The following is a 15,126-nucleotide window of genomic DNA, read 5'->3' on the forward strand; positions in this document are numbered from 1 at the left end:
GGGTCCGGGTCAGGAGTCCGATGCGCGGCGGTCGGTGATCAGTTGCATGTCGGAGCGTTCGAGGAAGCGCAGGAGGTCCTGTTCGTCCGCCGACGCGCCGTCCACGCCCAGGGCGTCGACATCGAGCAGACGCCCCAGGACGGCTGCCTTGCGTTCGCCCTTCAGCCCGAGCGCCGCGGCCGGGTCGGCTTCGAGGGGGCCCCGCATGTCGACCAGCCGGACGACGATGTCGTCGCGCTGGAACACGGTGCTGCTGTGGATGGGGCTGCCGGGGTCGTCCGCGGCCGCCTCGTCCTGCCGGGCGAGCAGCTGCGCCAGCGGCAGACCGCACCCCTCCTTCGCGGGATACAGCAGCGCGTGCCGCTGCACGTCCTCGGGCACCGGGCCGCCGAGCGCCACATGGTGCACGGAGGGCAGCGCGGCACGTGTGAAGAAGAGCCGGGCCGATCCGGGGTTGCTGAGGTCCCGGTCCTGCTCGAGGTAGGGGTTGATGGCCTCCTCGATGGCCGTGACCTCGGGCTGGCGTGCCACGTAGCGCAGGGCGGTCATCAGGTCGCCCTCCACCTCGATGGCGCGGACCAGCCGGTTCCCGTGCATATAGACGGAGGTGCGGCGCAGCTTGGTGGTGTCGTCGACCCGCGGGTTCGGCGCGGTGTAGCCGGACATGATCTCGCGGACGACCGGCTCGCTGCCCGGCTTCACGGTGAAGGTGAGGGCGTGGCGCACCACGCCGTCTCCCAGCCGTGGCGAGACCTGCAGATGGCCTTTGGCCGATTCGGGCAGGGGCCCGGCGACATTGCCGGTCTCCCGCAGGATGCTGAAGCGCATCGAGCGTGTGTCACGGACGCAGCTGTGCATCGGCTGGACCGTCTCCACGTGCTCTTCGCTGTTCACCCAGGCCAGGAAGGGCAGGGCGCTCTCCCACTCGCTGGTGATGAGCCACTGCGAGGGGTTCTCGATGGACTGGCACAACTGGTCGCTGATGTGACCAGGCACCGATGCCACATGGTTGCGCAGGCGCTCGTATGCCTCCAGAAACTCCTTCTGGGCGCCTTCGTAGAGGTCCAGTAGAAGGACGACCCGAAGTCTGGAGCCGTCGAACGCGGACTGCGACACGCGTTCCGAGATTGTCATCGTCATCCAGCACACATCTCCTTCGAGACAGCAAGGACGCCACATCTCCTGATGCGGCGTCAGGCCGCTTGGAATCCCGGAGGCTGTCCCCGGATTCCGAGGGTCGTCCCCCGAGAGCGAGGGCGACGATCAGCACGGAATCGATCATTGGTCGGTACCGGGAGGCGCGCGAGTTGCGTGAACCACGTGGGTGACGGCTCCGGCGAAGCGGGTGACGCGCGGGGCTGAACCACCTGGGGGACGCGGGCGGCGAACCGGCTGAACCAGCCGGGTGAATGGGGCCCACGAAGCCGTCGCCCCAAGCCCCGTCAGGGCATGGAACCTTCATCCCCGAACGTGGGGGGACCCCAGCTGGAGGCACTGATGAACGAAGAAGTCGACCACCGCGTACCGGTCCTCATCGTGGGCGGCTCCCTGGTGGGGTTGTCCGCCTCGCTGTTCCTGGGCCGACTGGGCATCGAGCACATGGTGGTCGAGAAGCACTCGGCCACATCGATGCATCCGCGTGGGCGCGGCAACAACGTCCGCACGATGGAGCTGTTCCGGGTGGCCGGTGCGGAGGAGCGGATCCGCGAGGCCGCGTCGATCCTCGCGGACAACCACGGCATCCTGCAGACCCCGTCGCTTGCCGAGGAAGGCGAATGGCTGTTCAAGGAGATGGACCCGGGTGGCGGGCTCGCCCGGTTCAGTCCGAGCGGCTGGTGCCTGTGCAGTCAGAACGACCTGGAGCCGGTGCTGCTCCAGTGCGCCCGTGAACTCGGGGGCGACATCCGCTTCTCCACCGAGATGCTCTCGTTCGAGCAGGACGCCGAGGGGGTCACCGCGGTCGTGAAGAACCGGGACACCGGCGAGCACACCACGGTGTACGCGGAGTACCTCATCGCCGCCGACGGGCCGCGCAGCCCGGTCCGGGAGCGGCTGGGCATCGGCCAGACGGGGCCCGGCGAGCTGTTCCACAACGTCAGCATCACCTTCAATTCCAAGGCGCTCGCGGACCTGGTGGGCGACCGGCGCTTCATCGCCTGCTACCTGACGACGCCCGAGGCGGACGGGGCGCTGCTGCCGGTGGACAACGTGGAGAAGTGGGTGTTCCACGCGCCCTGGCAGCCCGGCCGTGGCGAGACGCTGGAGGACTTCACCGACGACCGGTGCATCGATCAGATCCGCAGGGCCGTCGGCGCACCGGACATCGACGTCGAGATCACCGGCAAGGCACCGTGGCACGCGGCGGAGCGCGTCGCCGAGTCGTATGCGGCGGGACGGGTGTTCCTGGCCGGGGACTCCGCGCACGAGATGTCGCCGACCGGGGCCTTCGGGTCGAACACGGGAATCCAGGACGCCCACAACCTGGCCTGGAAACTCGCCGCGGTACTGAACGGCTGGGCGGGCCCCGGACTGCTGCAGACCTACGAGACGGAGCGCCTCCCGGTCGCCCAGGTGACGAGCGCGCGTGCATCGGCCCGTTCCGTGGAGCACAGCCACCCCGGCTATGCCCCCGCGCCCGGTGCCGGCGGCGGGCAGCAGGGCGGTGTGCTCAAGGTGGCCCTCGGCTACCGCTACCCGCGCGGCGCCGTCATCGGCGCCGACCCCGCGCAGCCCGTGGTGCCGGACACCATGCAGCTGACCGGCGAGCCGGGCAGCCGGGCTCCGCACATGTGGCTGCTGAACTCCGGCGTCCGCACGTCGACGCTCGACCTGTACGAGCGTTCCTGCGTGCTGCTCTGCGGTACCGGGAGCATGTGGCACACCGCGGCGAAGCGAGTCGCCGAGCGGTTGTCCATCCCCCTCGAGTCGTACCGGATCGGCAGCGGACCGGATGCGGACCTCGCCCCCGCGGACGGCGGCGACTGGGCCGCGCTCCACGGCGTGACCGGCCAGGGCGCGGTGCTGGTGCGTCCGGACGGCTATGTGGCCTGGCGTTCGGAGAGCGCCGTCGCCGACCCGGAGGCGACGCTGTACGAGATCATGGCGTCCTTGCTGGACCTGGCCTGAGCCCCGCTTTCCGCGGCAGAGGCCACGCCGCCTCCCGGTGATGTCGTCACGGGAGGCGGCGGGCGGCTTCGGCGCCTTCTGTCCCGAGGCCGTGCCTGCCGGCCTCGGGACAGAACCGTGTCTAGGCAGTGGTGCAGTCCGTCCCGTTCAGCGTGAACCCGGTGGGCGCGGTGTTGGCGCCCGACAGCGTTCCGTTGAATCCGAACGTCACCGTGGAGCCCGGCGCGACGGACGCGTTGTACGAGGCGTTGGTGGCGGTGACCGCACTGCCGGACTGGGTGACGGTGGCGTTCCAGGCCTGGTTGACGCTCTGGCCCGACGGCCAGCTCCACGCCAGCTGCCAGCCGTTCACGGCGGTCGTTCCGGAGTTCTTGACGGTCACCTGGGCGGTGAAGCCGGTGTCCCACTGGTTCTGCACGGTGTACGTAACCGCGCAGCCGCCCGTCGGGCCCGGCGTGGTGTCTCCGGTCCAGCCGAGGGCCTCCGCGATGCCGTAGTAGGCGGGCTTGGGCTGGTAGTTCTCGTCGTACGGGGTGGCCGCGCCGTACCCGTCGAAGAAGTCCGGGATCCAGGAGTCGGAATCGGTGAAGCCCCAGACTGTGATGCCCTTGCAGCGCGCGACGGCCACGCAGGCGCTGGTGACCGCCTTGTAGTCGGCCTTCTGCTGGGCGAGCTGGGCCTCGGTGGGCGGGACCGTCATCCGGATGTCGAGCTCGGTGATCACGACGTCGACACCGAGGTCGGCGAAGCGCTGGATGTTGGCCTGCAGGGTGGACGGGACCTGGCCGAGGATCAGGTGGGCCTGCAGACCCACGCCGTCGATCGGGACGCCCTGCTCCTTGAACGACTTGACGAGGTCGTACATCGCGGTGCTCTTCGCGTTGATGCCCTCGACGTTGTAGTCGTTGAGGTACAGCTTGGCGTCGGGGTCGGCGGCGCGGGCGGCCCTGAACGCGTCGGCGATGTAGGAGTCGCCGATCGCGGTCTGGAAGATCGACTGGCGGCGGGTGCCGTCTTCATTGAACGGCTCGTTGACCACGTCCCAGTGGTCGATGCGGCCCTTGTAGCGGCCGGCCTCGGTGGCGATGTGGTCGGTCATGACCGTGCGCAGGCTGTCCGCCGTCCAGGTGCCGTTCTCGACCCAGCTGGGCAGCTGGCTGTGCCAGACCAGCGTGTGTCCGCGGACCTTCTGGTCGTTGGCCTCGGCGAAGTCCACGACGGCGTCGGCACCGGACCAGTTGTAGCTGCCGCGGGTGGGCTCGACCGAACCCCACTTCATCTCGTTGCCCGGGGTGATCGAGTCGAACTGCTCGGTGACGACGCTCGCGTAGGTGCCGTTGAGCTTGGACGCGCTGACGGCGGTTCCGTAGTAGATGCCCTTGGCGGCGGCCAGGTCCCGCAGTACGGGCGCCTCGGCCGCGTGACCGGAGGGGGCTCCTCCGATCAGTAACAGGGCGGCGGCCGAAACCCCGACCGCGGCTCTGCGCAAGCTCTGCAGCTTCATGGATGTGTCCCTCTCACTGATGGCTTTACGTGACTCCCGGTTTCCGGAAGGCTTCTGCAAAGTTTCGAGAGTGCGTCCGGAACGGTAGAGGCGTATGAGCGAACCGTCAACGGAGGAGGGGGAATTGGCAGCAAGGGATGCTGTTGGCAGAGTGACCCGAGGGACCGGGCACAGGGTCACGATCGCCGAGATCGCCCGCGAGGCCGGGGTCTCGGTGCCGACCGTGTCCCGGGTCGTCAACGGGCGCTCCGACGTCTCGCCTCAGACCCGGGCACGGGTCGAGGCCCTGCTGCGCCGGCACCGCTACCGCAGGCGTGTGCCGGGCCCCGGCGACCGCGCGGCGCTGATGGACCTCGTCTTCGGAGATCTCGGCCACCCCTGGGCGGTCGAGATCATCCGGGGCGTGGAGGAGGTCGCGCAGGCTGCGGGGATCGGCACGGTGGTCTCCGTCGTCCACGGCCGCGCCGATGCGCGCCGGTGGATGACGAACCTGCGGGCACGCGCGTCCGACGGGGTCATGACGTCGGTACTGGAGCCGGTCCTCCACAAGGAGCTGCGCACGCTCGGCGTACCCCTGGTGGTGATCGACCCCGCGGGTTCGGCCGGCCTTGAAGCGCCCACCGTGGGCGCCACGAACTGGGCGGGCGGCATGGCCGCCACCGACCATCTGCTCCGGCTCGGGCACCGCCGGATCGGCATGATCGCGGGCCCGGCCGGGCACCCGTGCTCGCGCGCGCGGCTCGGCGGCTACCGTGCGGCGCTGCAGGGCGCCGGCGTCCCCGTGGACGCCGGGCTGATCGCTCGTGGCGACTTCCGCCACGCGTCCGGGTTCGCGTGCTGCAACGCGCTGCTGGATCTGCGTGAGCCGCCGACCGCGCTGTTCGCGGCGAGCGACCCGATGGCGCTGGGCGCCATCGAGGCGCTGCGCCGACGCGGGCTCAGGGTTCCTGAGGACATCAGCGTGGTGGGTTTCGACGACCTTCCGGAAGTCCGCTGGTGCGCGCCGCCGCTCACCACGGTCCGTCAGCCCCTCGCGGACATGGGCAAGCTGGCCGTACGCACCCTGCAACGCCTCGCCCGCGCCGAGAAGCCGGACTCCCACCGCGTGGAACTCGCCACGGAACTGGTCGTACGGGCGAGCACGGCGACGCCTACGACGAGGGGGTGACGCGCCTACGGGGCGTCACATCGTCGGCTGGTACGCCACCTGCTGGTGGGGGGTACCGTTGTGGGCAATCGTTCCGCAGGGCTGGGGGCACCTCCCAGCGGTAGCTGGGGGAGGGTGGGCACAACCCACGACGGCGGGCGCCCCGTCACGAAACGGCGCCGCCCCGGCCGCCGGCGCTGCACCGACGGCCGAGGGGCGACCGTTCAGTCGCCGGTCTGCGGCGCGACGGCGAACGTCGCGTGCAGCCGCCGAGTATGGTCCACCTGCCGCACCGGCCCCGTGAGGGTCACCGTCGCCGTCAGCCGCGGCTCCGTGCAGGAGGCGCTGAGCCGCAGCTCCAGCTCACCCGGCTCGACGATCCGCCGCCCACCACGCCCGGTGAAGGACGCGAGATCCGCGGGCACGGTGACGCGGACGCGGCTCGCCTCTCCGGCCGCGAGTGGCACCCGTACGTATCCGATCAGGCGCTGGACCGGCTGCACGACCGAGGCGACGGGGTCGTGCAGATAGAGCTGTACGACCTCGGTGCCCTCGCGGTCACCGGTGTTGCGGACCGTGAAGGCGAGCGCCACCTCGCCGTCGGTCGCGGCCTCCCCGTCCTCCACGAGGAGGTCGGACCACTCGAAGGTGGTGTACGTCAGGCCGTGTCCGAAGCCGAAGGCCGGCGTGGGGTCGGTGCTGGACACATCGCTGATCTGGCCGAGCGGGGCCGCCAGATAGGTGGACGGCTGGACTCCGGGCCGGCCCGGGATGCTGACGGGGAGCCGGCCGGCCGGGGCGATGCGTCCGCTGAGCACACCGGCGATGGCCGCGGTGCCCTCCTCGCCGGGGAAGAAGGACTGGACGATGGCCGCGGACTCCTCCACGGCACGGCCGAGCGCGTAGGGCCGTCCGGCCAGCAGCGTCACGACCACCGGCGTGCCGGTGTCGAGCAGCGTGTCGAGGAGCTGCTGCTGTACGCCGGGCAGCACCAGGGACTCCACGTCGCAGCCCTCGCCGCTGGTGCCGCGGCCGAACAGCCCGGCCCGGTCACCGAGCGCGAGGACGACGACGTCGGCGCCGCGCGCCAGTTCTGCGGCCACGGCGAAGCCGCTGGTGTCCGTCGAGTCGACGCCCGCGCCGGGCGCCGTGACGATCTCGCTGCCGGGGAACTCGGCCAGCAGCGCCTCGCGAAGCGTCGGAAGCTCGATGCCGACCGGCGTCTCGGGGTGGTGCACGCCGACGTGCGCGGGGAAGGAGTAGCAGCCCAGGACCGACATCGGGAGGTCGGCGTTGGGGCCGATGAGGGCGATCCTGGCCGGGCGTGCGAGCGGCAGGGTGCCGTCGTTGCGGAGCAGGACGACGGCCTGTTCCGCGATCTCCCGGGCGATGGCGCGGTTGGCGGCCGTGTCCAGCTGCACCGATCCGCGCAGCGCCTCCGGGTCCGTCAGGTCGGCGCCGGCCAGCGCGTCGGGCACCGGGTTCCAGTCGGGGTCGAGCAACCCCAGCTCGGCCTTCTGGATCAGTACGCGCCGCAGGGCGCGGTCCACCAGCGCCTCCGGCACCTGCCCTTCCGTGACCGCGTCGAGGAGCGGCCTGCCGAACGTCTTGACGTTGGGCAGCTCCACATCGACACCCGCGGCGAGGGCTGCGCCGGCCGCTTCACCCCAGGTGCCGGCCACGCCGTGCAGGGCCTTGAGGAAGGCGATGCCGAAGTAGTCGGCCACCACCGTGCCCGTGAAGCCCCAGGTGTCCCGCAGCAGTCCGGTGAGCAGCTGTTCGTCGGCATGGGACGGCACCCCGTCGGTGTCGGTGTACGACGCCATGACCGACCGGACGCCGCTCTCCCGCACCGCCATCTCGAACGGCGGGAGCATCACGTCGGCGCGCTCCCGGGTGCCCATGTCCACCGGTGCCAGATTGCGGCCTGCGCGGGAGGCCGAGTAACCGACGAAATGCTTGAGCGTGGCGACGATTCCGGCGGACTCCAGGCCCTGGATGTAGGCGGTGGCGACCGTGCCCACCAGGTAGGGGTCCTCGCCGATCGTCTCCTCGACGCGGCCCCACCGGGCGTCGCGCACGACGTCGAGGACGGGGGCGAGCCCCTGGTGCACGCCCACCGAGCGCATGTCCCGTCCGATGGCCTCCGCCATGCGCCGGACGAGCGCGGGGTTGAAGGTGGCGCCCCAGGACAGCGGTACGGGATAGGCGGTGGCGCCCCAGGTGGCGAAGCCCGCGAGGCACTCCTCATGGGCCACGGCCGGAATGCGGAAGCGGTTCGCCTCGGCGATCCGGCGCTGGGTCCGCAGCAGGGACAGGGCTCCCAGGGCGGGATCGACCGGAGCCGTACCGAACGGCCGGGTCAGCTGACCGAGTCCGTGCGGCAGGAGGGCGTCGAGGTCGACCGGTTCCTCCATGTCGTGCTGGTGCGGCGCGACTTCCCCGCCCTCGTCGGACGCTCCGACCCAGACGCCGTACAGCTGCGCGATCTTCTCCGGAAGCGTCATCGCGGCGATGAGCGCATCGGCACGGGTCTCGGCGTCGAGGGAGGGGTCGCTCCACACGGGAGTTGCGGAATCTGTCTCTACGGACACGTTGTCGATCACTTTCCTCCGACGCCCATGAGCCCCTGGACCAGGGTGCGGCGGGCGAACAGGTAGACGAGCAGGACGGGGAGCGTGGACACGACCACAGCCGCCAGCAGTCCGGGGATGTTCATGCCGTACTGCGTCTGGAAGTTGTAGAGCCCCAGGGTGATGACCTTCGTCGACTCCGACTGGGTCAGCACCAGCGGGAACAGGAAGCCGTTCCATGCCTGGAGGGCGGAGAAGACCGAGATGGTCGAGATACCGCCCTTGGACAGCGGAAGCACCAGTTGGAAGAAGACCCTCCAGGTCGGCGCGCCGTCCATGGCCATGGCCTCGTACAGATCCGGCGTGATGTCACGCATCACCCCGGTGAGGATCAGCGCGCACATGGGCAGGGAGAAGGCCGCCGTCGGCAGGATGACGCCGATGAGGTTGTCGTACAGCCCGGCCTGGCTGATGACGTAGAACATCGGCACGATGACGGCCTGCGCGGGGATCGCCAGTCCGAGCAGGAAGAGACGGAAGACCCCCGTGGTCATCCGGCCACGGCTCCTGACGATGGCGAACGCCAGCGGCGGCACCAGCAGCAGGACGATGGCGACCACTGCCACGGTGACGATCAGCGTGTTGAGGAAGTACTGCCCGAAGCCGCTGGAGAACACGTTGGTGTAGTTGTCCAGCGTGAAGTTGTCGGGAAAGCCCAGCGGACCGTTCTCGGAGTAGTCATTGCGGCTCTGCAGCGTGGCAGCCAGCAATACGTACAGCGGCAGGGCCACCAGGAACAGCCAGAGCAGCGATCCGAAGCCGGCGAGGTAGTTGGGACGACGCTTCATCACACGCCCTCCATCGTGCTGCGCATCTTGTCGTAGCCCGAGAGGCGCACCATGACGAGCGAGATGATGGTCGCCACGATCACGAGGACGAGGGCGACGGCCGAGCCGACGCCGAAGTCGAAGCCCTTGAAGGCCTTTTGGTACATGTAGTAGGCGCTGATGGTGGTGTCGGTGCCGGGACCGCCCTGGGTGAGGATCAGGATGGTGTCGAAGGTCGTGAGGCCGCCGACCACCATGATGATCCCCGAGGTGATCATGGTGTTGCGCAGCTGCGGCAGGGTGATGTGGAAGAACTGCCGGAACCTGCCCGCACCGTCGATCTCCGCGGCCTGGTAGAGCACCTTCGGGATCGCCCGGGCCGCACCCTGGTAGATCAGGGTGTGGAACGGCACGTACTGCCAGGCGCCCACGAAGACCAGCACTCCGATGGCGCTGCTCTGCTCGCCGAGCAGATTGCCGTCTCCGAACAGCCACTTGACTTGTGCGGGGACTCCGAAGTTCGGGTCGAGGAGCGCACGCCACAGGACGGACACGGCCGTCGCGGACAGCAGCAGCGGGATGAAGAAGATCGCCGACAGGACCGCACGGTTGCGCTGCTGGCCGGCTGCCCAGACTCCCAGAACGATGCTGAGCGGCGTCTGGACGACCACGCCGAGCACGGTGATCAGCACGCTCAGCCAGAGGCTCTTGACCAGGACGGGGTCGTCGAACAGCTTGGTCCAGTTGTCCATGCCGACGAACTGCGCCGAACCGAGACCGTTCCAGGTGGCGAACGACAGCAGGGCGACCAGGACGAGCGGGACGATGGCGAACAGGACGAAGAACACGGCGGCGGGGGCCGCCCAGGCAATGCCCGGGCGGCCCACCTTGGCGGCGGCCCGGCCCGCGGGCCGCCGCCTTTCCACGGTTTTCACGGTGGTGATGGTGGTCATTTCAGTAGTCCGGCTCACGACGTCGGCAGGGCCTGCATGGCCTTGATGAAGCCGTCCGCGTCGATCTGCCCGTTGAAGAACTGCTGGATGGCGGTGTGCATCGCGTCGGCCGCGGACTGCGGGTACGCCTGGTCCCACGACAGCTGGAACGACGGGGCCTTCTTGACCAGGTCGTACTGGAACTTCGCGTACTCCGGGCTGGCGGAGGTGTCCAGGAACTTCTCGGTGTTGTTGGTCGTGGGCAGGTTGCCGATGCCCAGCTGCGCCTTCACGAACTTGTCCGAGTACATCAGCTTCAGGAACTCGGCGGCGGCCTCAGGGTGCTTGGTCTTCTTCAGCACCGAGTAGAAGTTGTTGGTGTTGCCGACGACGTTCGCCGGGTCGCCCTTGCCGCCCTCGATGGTGGGGAAGGTGGTGTACCCGAGGCCGTCCTTGGCGAACTCCGGGTTGTCCGTCTGGTGCTGGGAGTACGTCCAGGAGCCCATCAGCTCGAACGCGGCCTTGCCCTTGGCCAGCAGCGTCACGGAGCCCTGGTCGGTGTACTTGACCGAGTCGAAGTTCTTGCCGAACGCGCCGGCGTCGACCAGCTCCTTGAGCATCGACAGCGCCTTCTTGCTGTCGGCGCTGGCCCAGGCTTCCTTGTCGCCGTTGAGCGCCTTCTCGAACAGCTCGGGCCCCGCGACGCGGTCGTAGACGTACTCGAACCACATCAGAGTCGGCCACTTGTCACCACCGCCGAGGGCGATGGGGGTCTCGATGCCCTTGTCCTTCAGGGTCTTGACCACGTCCAGCAGCTCGTCCCAGGTCTTGGGCGGCTCGACGCCCGCGTCCTTGAGCACGTTCCCGTTGTTGAACAGGAGGACCGGCTGGGTGCCGCGCATGGGCACGCCGTAGGACTTGCCGTCGACCACGGCGGCGTTGAACACGGACGGCAGGAAGTTGTCCTTCAGGCCCGGGTCCTTGGCGATGAAGTCGTCGAGCGGCAGAAGGAGGCCCGCGTCGACGAACGGCTTGATGCTGCCGCCGCCCCAGTTGAAGAAGACGTCCGGGGCCTGGTCCGTGTTGATGATCGTCTGCAGCTTCTGCTGGTAGTTCGCACCGGGGATGGTGTCGAGAACCGCCTTGACCTTCGAGGTCTTGTTGAACTCTGCAATGATCTGCTTCTCCACCTTGTTGGCGGAGTCCCCGTAGACCAGGACGTGGATCTTGCCGTCGTCCCCGCCGCCGGACGAGTCACCCGAGCCGCCGCATGCGGACAGCGTCAGCCCCAGGGCGAGTGCTGTACTGATGGCGGCAGCGCGTGGGAGCCATGCCCGCTTCTTCATCGAAGCCCCTCCGAAAATTATCGTGCTCAACACCGAAATGGTTGCGCGCGGTGTGACGCTAGGCCGCGGTTGACAAGGGGTCAACCCTTCCTCCTCGGGTTACCAAAGCGTTACGGGGCTGTCGTATGCTGCCGCTCATGCGCGATGACGACGAGACGGGGCGCGTCACCCTCGCCCAGGTTGCCGAAAAGGCGGGCGTCTCCATTTCGACAGTTTCGAAGGTCCTCAACGGCCGCCAGGACGTCTCGCCGCCGACGCGGGTCAAAGTCGAGCGGCTCCTTGAGACCCATGGCTACCGGCGGACCCCGAAGTCCGCGGGTGAAGCGCCGCTCATCGAGATCGTCTTCCATGAGCTGGAGAGCACCTGGGCCATGGAGCTGATCCGGGGCGTGGAGAACGTCGCCGTGGCGAACGACGCGAGCGTGGTGCTGACCGAGAGCGGCACCCGGCACGCGCCGAACCCCGACTGGATCGAGAAGGTGCTGCGGCGCCGCCCGCTCGGCGTGATCCTCGTTTTCTCGTCCCTGCCGCTGGAGTTCAAACAGCAACTGCGTTCCCGGGCCATACCGTTCGTCATCATCGACCCGGCCGGCGACCCGGAAACGGACGTGCCATCGGTGGGCTCGGCCAACTGGTCCGGTGGACTCGCCGCGACGCGTCATCTCATCGAGAACGGGCACCGGCGCATCGGGATCATCACCGGTCCCGAGGACATGATGTGCTCGCTCGCCCGGCTCGACGGCTTCCGCTCCGCCATGAGCATGGCCGGACTGGAGATCGACACGGACCTCGTCCGCTTCGGCGACTTCCATGTCGAGGGCGGCTACTCCCGGGCGATGGAACTGCTGCAGCGCCCGGACCGGCCCACCGCGATCTTCGCGGGCAGCGACCTGCAGGCCCTCGGCGTACTGGAAGCGGCGCGCGTCAACGGACTGCGCATTCCGCACGATCTGTCGGTCGTCGGATACGACGACGTCCCCCTCGCCCAGTGGACCAGCCCGGCGCTGACCACTGTGCACCAGCCGCTGAAGAAGATGGCCGAGGAGGCGGCGCAGATGCTGCTGCGGCTCAGGGCGGGCGAACCGACCATCACGCGCCTGGAGCTGGCCACCAGCCTGGTCGTCAGGAAGAGCACGGCACCTCCGCCGCGCTCCTGAGTCCGCGCACCGGCGCTGGGCAACCACGAAGAGCGGCGCGGTGATCAGCGATCATCGCGCCGCGCTCATCGGCTGTTCATCTGCTGGCGTGCGTCAGGACGCGGTGCACGCCCCGACGATCGGTGCCGACGTGTTCCCGTTCGTCGTGACGGTGAACCCGAAGCTCGTCGAGGCTCCGGCCGCGAGGCTGCCGTTGCCGTTCGGCTTCATCGTCATCACGTTGCCGCTGCTGTCCCAGGTCGGCGTGCCGCTCCAGGTGGCGGAGATCTTCTGCGGCGAGGCCACGGTGACGGTCGCGGTCCAGCTGGTGATCGCGGAGCTGCCCGCGGTGATCGTCACCTTGCCGTTGAAGCGGTCGCCCCACTCCTCGGCCTTGCTGTAGGTCGCGGTGCAGGTGGCGCCGCTGCCACCGCCGGAGCCGGAGCCGGAGCCGCCGAGCGCGGTGAGCACGGCGGTGTAGGCCGGCTTCTTGTTGTAGTTGCCGTCGAAGAGCAGCGGGGTGCCGCTGCTGCGCCACGAGTACTTGTCCGTGATGCCCCACACGGTGATGCCGGTGCACCGGGAGACGGCCAGACATGCCTTCACCACGTTGCTGTAGCTGTTCGCCTGGGAGGTCCCGGAGCCCTCGATGTCCAGCTCGGTGATCTGGACATCGACGCCGAGGTCGGCGAAGCGCTGCAGGTTGGCCTGGAAGTCGGACGGTACGGGGGAAGCGCTGTTGAAATGCGACTGGAAGCCGACGCAGTCGATCGGCACGCCGCGCGCCTTGAAGTCCTTGACCATGCTGTAGACGGCGTTGCTCTTCGCGTTGACGCCGTCCGTGTTGTAGTCGTTGTAGCAGAGCTTGGCGTTGGGGTCGGCGGCGCGGGCGGTGCGGAACGCCTCCTCGATGAAGCCGTTGCCCAGCTTGTCCTGGAACGGCGAGCTGCGCCGGGCTCCGCTGCTGCCGTCCTGGAACGCCTCGTTGACCACGTCCCAGGAGTGGATCTTGCCCTTGTAGTGCGTCATCACCTGGGTGATGTGGTTGTTCATCGCCGAACGCAGGTCGGTGGCGCTCAGACCGCTCACCCAGCTCGGCAGCTGGGAGTGCCACACCAGGGTGTGGCCGCGGACCTTCATTCCTCTGCTCTGGGCATGGCTGACGATCCGGTCGGCGGAGGTGTAGTTGAACGAGTTCCGCGTGGGCTCCAGGGCATCCCACTTCATCTCGTTCTCCGGCGTCACGGAGTTGAACTCGGTGTTCAGCGTGGAGACGTACTGCGATTCGCCCAGGTGATTCGCGGCGACAGCAGTGCCGAAGTACCGGCCCTTCTCGGCCGCCGCGGCGCCGAGTGTGCTCGCGGCGCTTGCAGTGCCCGACAGGGCCACGATGCCGGCCGAGGCAAGGAGGCCCGCCACGCCCAGGGCCACCGCCTTTCGGGCACGCGACCGCAGTGGCGGGCCCGAAGGCACGCGAGGGCAACTTGTAATGGTCATGTCAACCTCTTCTTATTCGAGTGAGAGGTGGAACGAACGGTGGCGAGTGTGGCAGCCACTCCCCGCAACGTCAACGGCAAGTTTCAGAAAGATTTCGACGCCGGAAACACATCCGGCTGTGCCAGCACCTATGGCCCTGACCAGGACAAACACGACCAGTCAGGCAAGGGAAGGGGCCTGGAGAGTCGAGGTTGCGGGCTCTTCCAGCGGAGAGTTACGGCAAATCCGCGAAACATTTGACGCAGAGTTACCGAAACATCTCTTCAGGTACGACGTCGGGTCGACTCATGCGCCACGTCGGTGGACTGCTTCGTGCGCAAGAGGACGACTTCACCCTCATCTGCCCCACTCTGAGGCGCGCACCCGCATTCGAAACGTTTCGAGATCCATGCCGATCCAGGCATACACATAGGGACATTCGGCGACCGGCTCGCGTGTCAGGTGTCCAGACGCAGGTCGCCCAGGCGCCGGCGCAGGAATTCGCCGGCACTCAGGACGGGCTACGATACCCCTGAGGGTATAAGCGAGGGAGCCGTTGTGGAGTTGCAGTTCGAGGGCGGGGAGCTGAAGGCCGTACTGAACCGGCTGCGTCGGGCTCAGGGCCAGATCTCCGGGGTCATCCGGATGATCGAGGAGGGACGCGACTGCGAGGACGTCATCACGCAGCTCGCCGCAGCCTCGCGCGCCCTCGACCGGGCCGGCTTCGCGATCATCGCCACGGGCCTGCAGCAGTGCCTGACCGACGTCGAGAAGGGCGCGAGGAACGGCGAGAGCACCGAGGAGATGCGTGCCCGGCTGGAGAAGCTGTTCCTGTCGCTTGCCTGAAAGACGCCGGGTCGCCGGGATCCTGCCTCGCGTCCCGAGGCGGGACGCGAGGCAGGATCCCGTGACTGTGCTGCGTGCACAGGTGACTCCGTTGCGTGTCGGTTGAGGTACGGACAACGGGCCCCGGCTCAGGAGAGACCGGGACCCGTCGCGGTGCCGTTAGTGACCGCCGCCACCACCGTGACCGCCGCCGCCACCGTGACCGCCGCCACC

The 15,126-nt window shown here is 68.6% G+C and carries 11 protein-coding genes; 4 read left to right on the forward strand and 7 right to left on the reverse strand.

Annotation, left to right across the window (positions count from 1 at the left end):
* Window positions 1-9: 9 nt before the first annotated feature.
* Entirely contained in the window at window positions 10-1,140 is a 1,131-nt protein-coding gene (locus STSP_RS34370) for a SchA/CurD-like domain-containing protein (RefSeq protein WP_067284956.1), read from the reverse strand.
* A 357-nt stretch (window positions 1,141-1,497) separates the two neighbouring features.
* On the opposite strand from STSP_RS34370, the gene STSP_RS34375 reads away from it, so the two are divergent.
* Entirely contained in the window at window positions 1,498-3,126 is a 1,629-nt protein-coding gene (locus STSP_RS34375) for an FAD-dependent oxidoreductase (protein WP_067284957.1), read from the forward strand.
* Window positions 3,127-3,247: 121 nt separating this feature from the next.
* On the opposite strand, the gene STSP_RS34380 is transcribed toward STSP_RS34375, so the two are convergent.
* Window positions 3,248-4,630, reverse strand: coding sequence for an endo-1,4-beta-xylanase (locus STSP_RS34380; RefSeq protein ID WP_067284958.1), 1,383 nt, complete (start codon window positions 4,628-4,630; stop codon window positions 3,248-3,250).
* A 151-nt stretch (window positions 4,631-4,781) separates the two neighbouring features.
* On the opposite strand from STSP_RS34380, the gene STSP_RS34385 reads away from it, so the two are divergent.
* Complete coding sequence (locus tag STSP_RS34385) at window positions 4,782-5,798, forward strand: LacI family DNA-binding transcriptional regulator (RefSeq protein WP_232789909.1); 1,017 nt, start codon at window positions 4,782-4,784, stop codon at window positions 5,796-5,798.
* A gap of 203 nt (window positions 5,799-6,001) precedes the next feature.
* Here the strand turns inward: STSP_RS34385 and STSP_RS34390 are convergent, their stop codons facing one another.
* Genes STSP_RS34390 through STSP_RS34405 form a run of 4 tightly spaced genes read right to left on the reverse strand, consistent with a single transcriptional unit; the run spans window position 6,002 to window position 11,455 of the window.
* Window positions 6,002-8,371 (reverse strand): beta-xylosidase/alpha-l-arabinosidase, encoded by a 2,370-nt coding sequence (locus tag STSP_RS34390; RefSeq protein WP_067284968.1) that lies wholly within the window; start codon window positions 8,369-8,371, stop codon window positions 6,002-6,004.
* Window positions 8,372-8,379: 8 nt separating this feature from the next.
* On the reverse strand, window positions 8,380-9,198 hold the full coding sequence (locus tag STSP_RS34395; RefSeq protein ID WP_067284960.1) for a carbohydrate ABC transporter permease: 819 nt from the start codon (window positions 9,196-9,198) through the stop codon (window positions 8,380-8,382).
* On the reverse strand, window positions 9,198-10,130 hold the full coding sequence (locus STSP_RS34400) for a carbohydrate ABC transporter permease (RefSeq protein ID WP_067284961.1): 933 nt from the start codon (window positions 10,128-10,130) through the stop codon (window positions 9,198-9,200). The genes STSP_RS34395 and STSP_RS34400 overlap by 1 nt, the downstream gene beginning before the upstream one ends.
* A 14-nt stretch (window positions 10,131-10,144) precedes the next feature.
* Window positions 10,145-11,455 (reverse strand): ABC transporter substrate-binding protein, encoded by a 1,311-nt coding sequence (locus STSP_RS34405; protein ID WP_067284962.1) that lies wholly within the window; start codon window positions 11,453-11,455, stop codon window positions 10,145-10,147.
* A gap of 125 nt (window positions 11,456-11,580) precedes the next feature.
* Between STSP_RS34405 and STSP_RS34410 the strand changes: the two genes are divergently transcribed.
* Window positions 11,581-12,612, forward strand: coding sequence for a LacI family DNA-binding transcriptional regulator (locus STSP_RS34410; protein WP_067284963.1), 1,032 nt, complete (start codon window positions 11,581-11,583; stop codon window positions 12,610-12,612).
* Between the two features lie 93 nt (window positions 12,613-12,705).
* Here STSP_RS34410 and STSP_RS34415 read toward each other — a convergent pair whose 3' ends face one another.
* Window positions 12,706-14,088, reverse strand: a complete 1,383-nt coding sequence (locus tag STSP_RS34415) for an endo-1,4-beta-xylanase (RefSeq protein ID WP_067284964.1) — start codon at window positions 14,086-14,088, stop codon at window positions 12,706-12,708.
* A gap of 537 nt (window positions 14,089-14,625) precedes the next feature.
* On the opposite strand from STSP_RS34415, the gene STSP_RS34420 reads away from it, so the two are divergent.
* A complete protein-coding gene (locus STSP_RS34420) occupies window positions 14,626-14,913 on the forward strand; it encodes a metal-sensitive transcriptional regulator (RefSeq protein ID WP_067284965.1) in 288 nt (95 codons plus the stop codon).
* Window positions 14,914-15,126 lie beyond the last annotated feature (213 nt).

The sequence above is a fragment of the Streptomyces jeddahensis genome, from assembly GCF_001642995.1.
GTDB lineage: Bacteria > Actinomycetota > Actinomycetes > Streptomycetales > Streptomycetaceae > Streptomyces > Streptomyces jeddahensis.

Bases quoted from the DNA above. Each gene is read 5' to 3' on its own strand.
- STSP_RS34410 (WP_067284963.1), top strand. From the start codon at position 11,581: ATGCTGCCGCTCATGCGCGATGACGACGAGACGGGGCGCGTCACCCTC.
- STSP_RS34400 (WP_067284961.1), bottom strand. From the start codon at position 10,130: ATGACCACCATCACCACCGTGAAAACCGTGGAAAGGCGGCGGCCCGCG.
- STSP_RS34395 (WP_067284960.1), bottom strand. From the start codon at position 9,198: ATGAAGCGTCGTCCCAACTACCTCGCCGGCTTCGGATCGCTGCTCTGG.
- STSP_RS34405 (WP_067284962.1), bottom strand. From the start codon at position 11,455: ATGAAGAAGCGGGCATGGCTCCCACGCGCTGCCGCCATCAGTACAGCA.
- STSP_RS34375 (WP_067284957.1), top strand. From the start codon at position 1,498: ATGAACGAAGAAGTCGACCACCGCGTACCGGTCCTCATCGTGGGCGGC.
- STSP_RS34380 (WP_067284958.1), bottom strand. From the start codon at position 4,630: ATGAAGCTGCAGAGCTTGCGCAGAGCCGCGGTCGGGGTTTCGGCCGCC.
- STSP_RS34415 (WP_067284964.1), bottom strand. From the start codon at position 14,088: ATGACCATTACAAGTTGCCCTCGCGTGCCTTCGGGCCCGCCACTGCGG.
- STSP_RS34370 (WP_067284956.1), bottom strand. From the start codon at position 1,140: ATGACGATGACAATCTCGGAACGCGTGTCGCAGTCCGCGTTCGACGGC.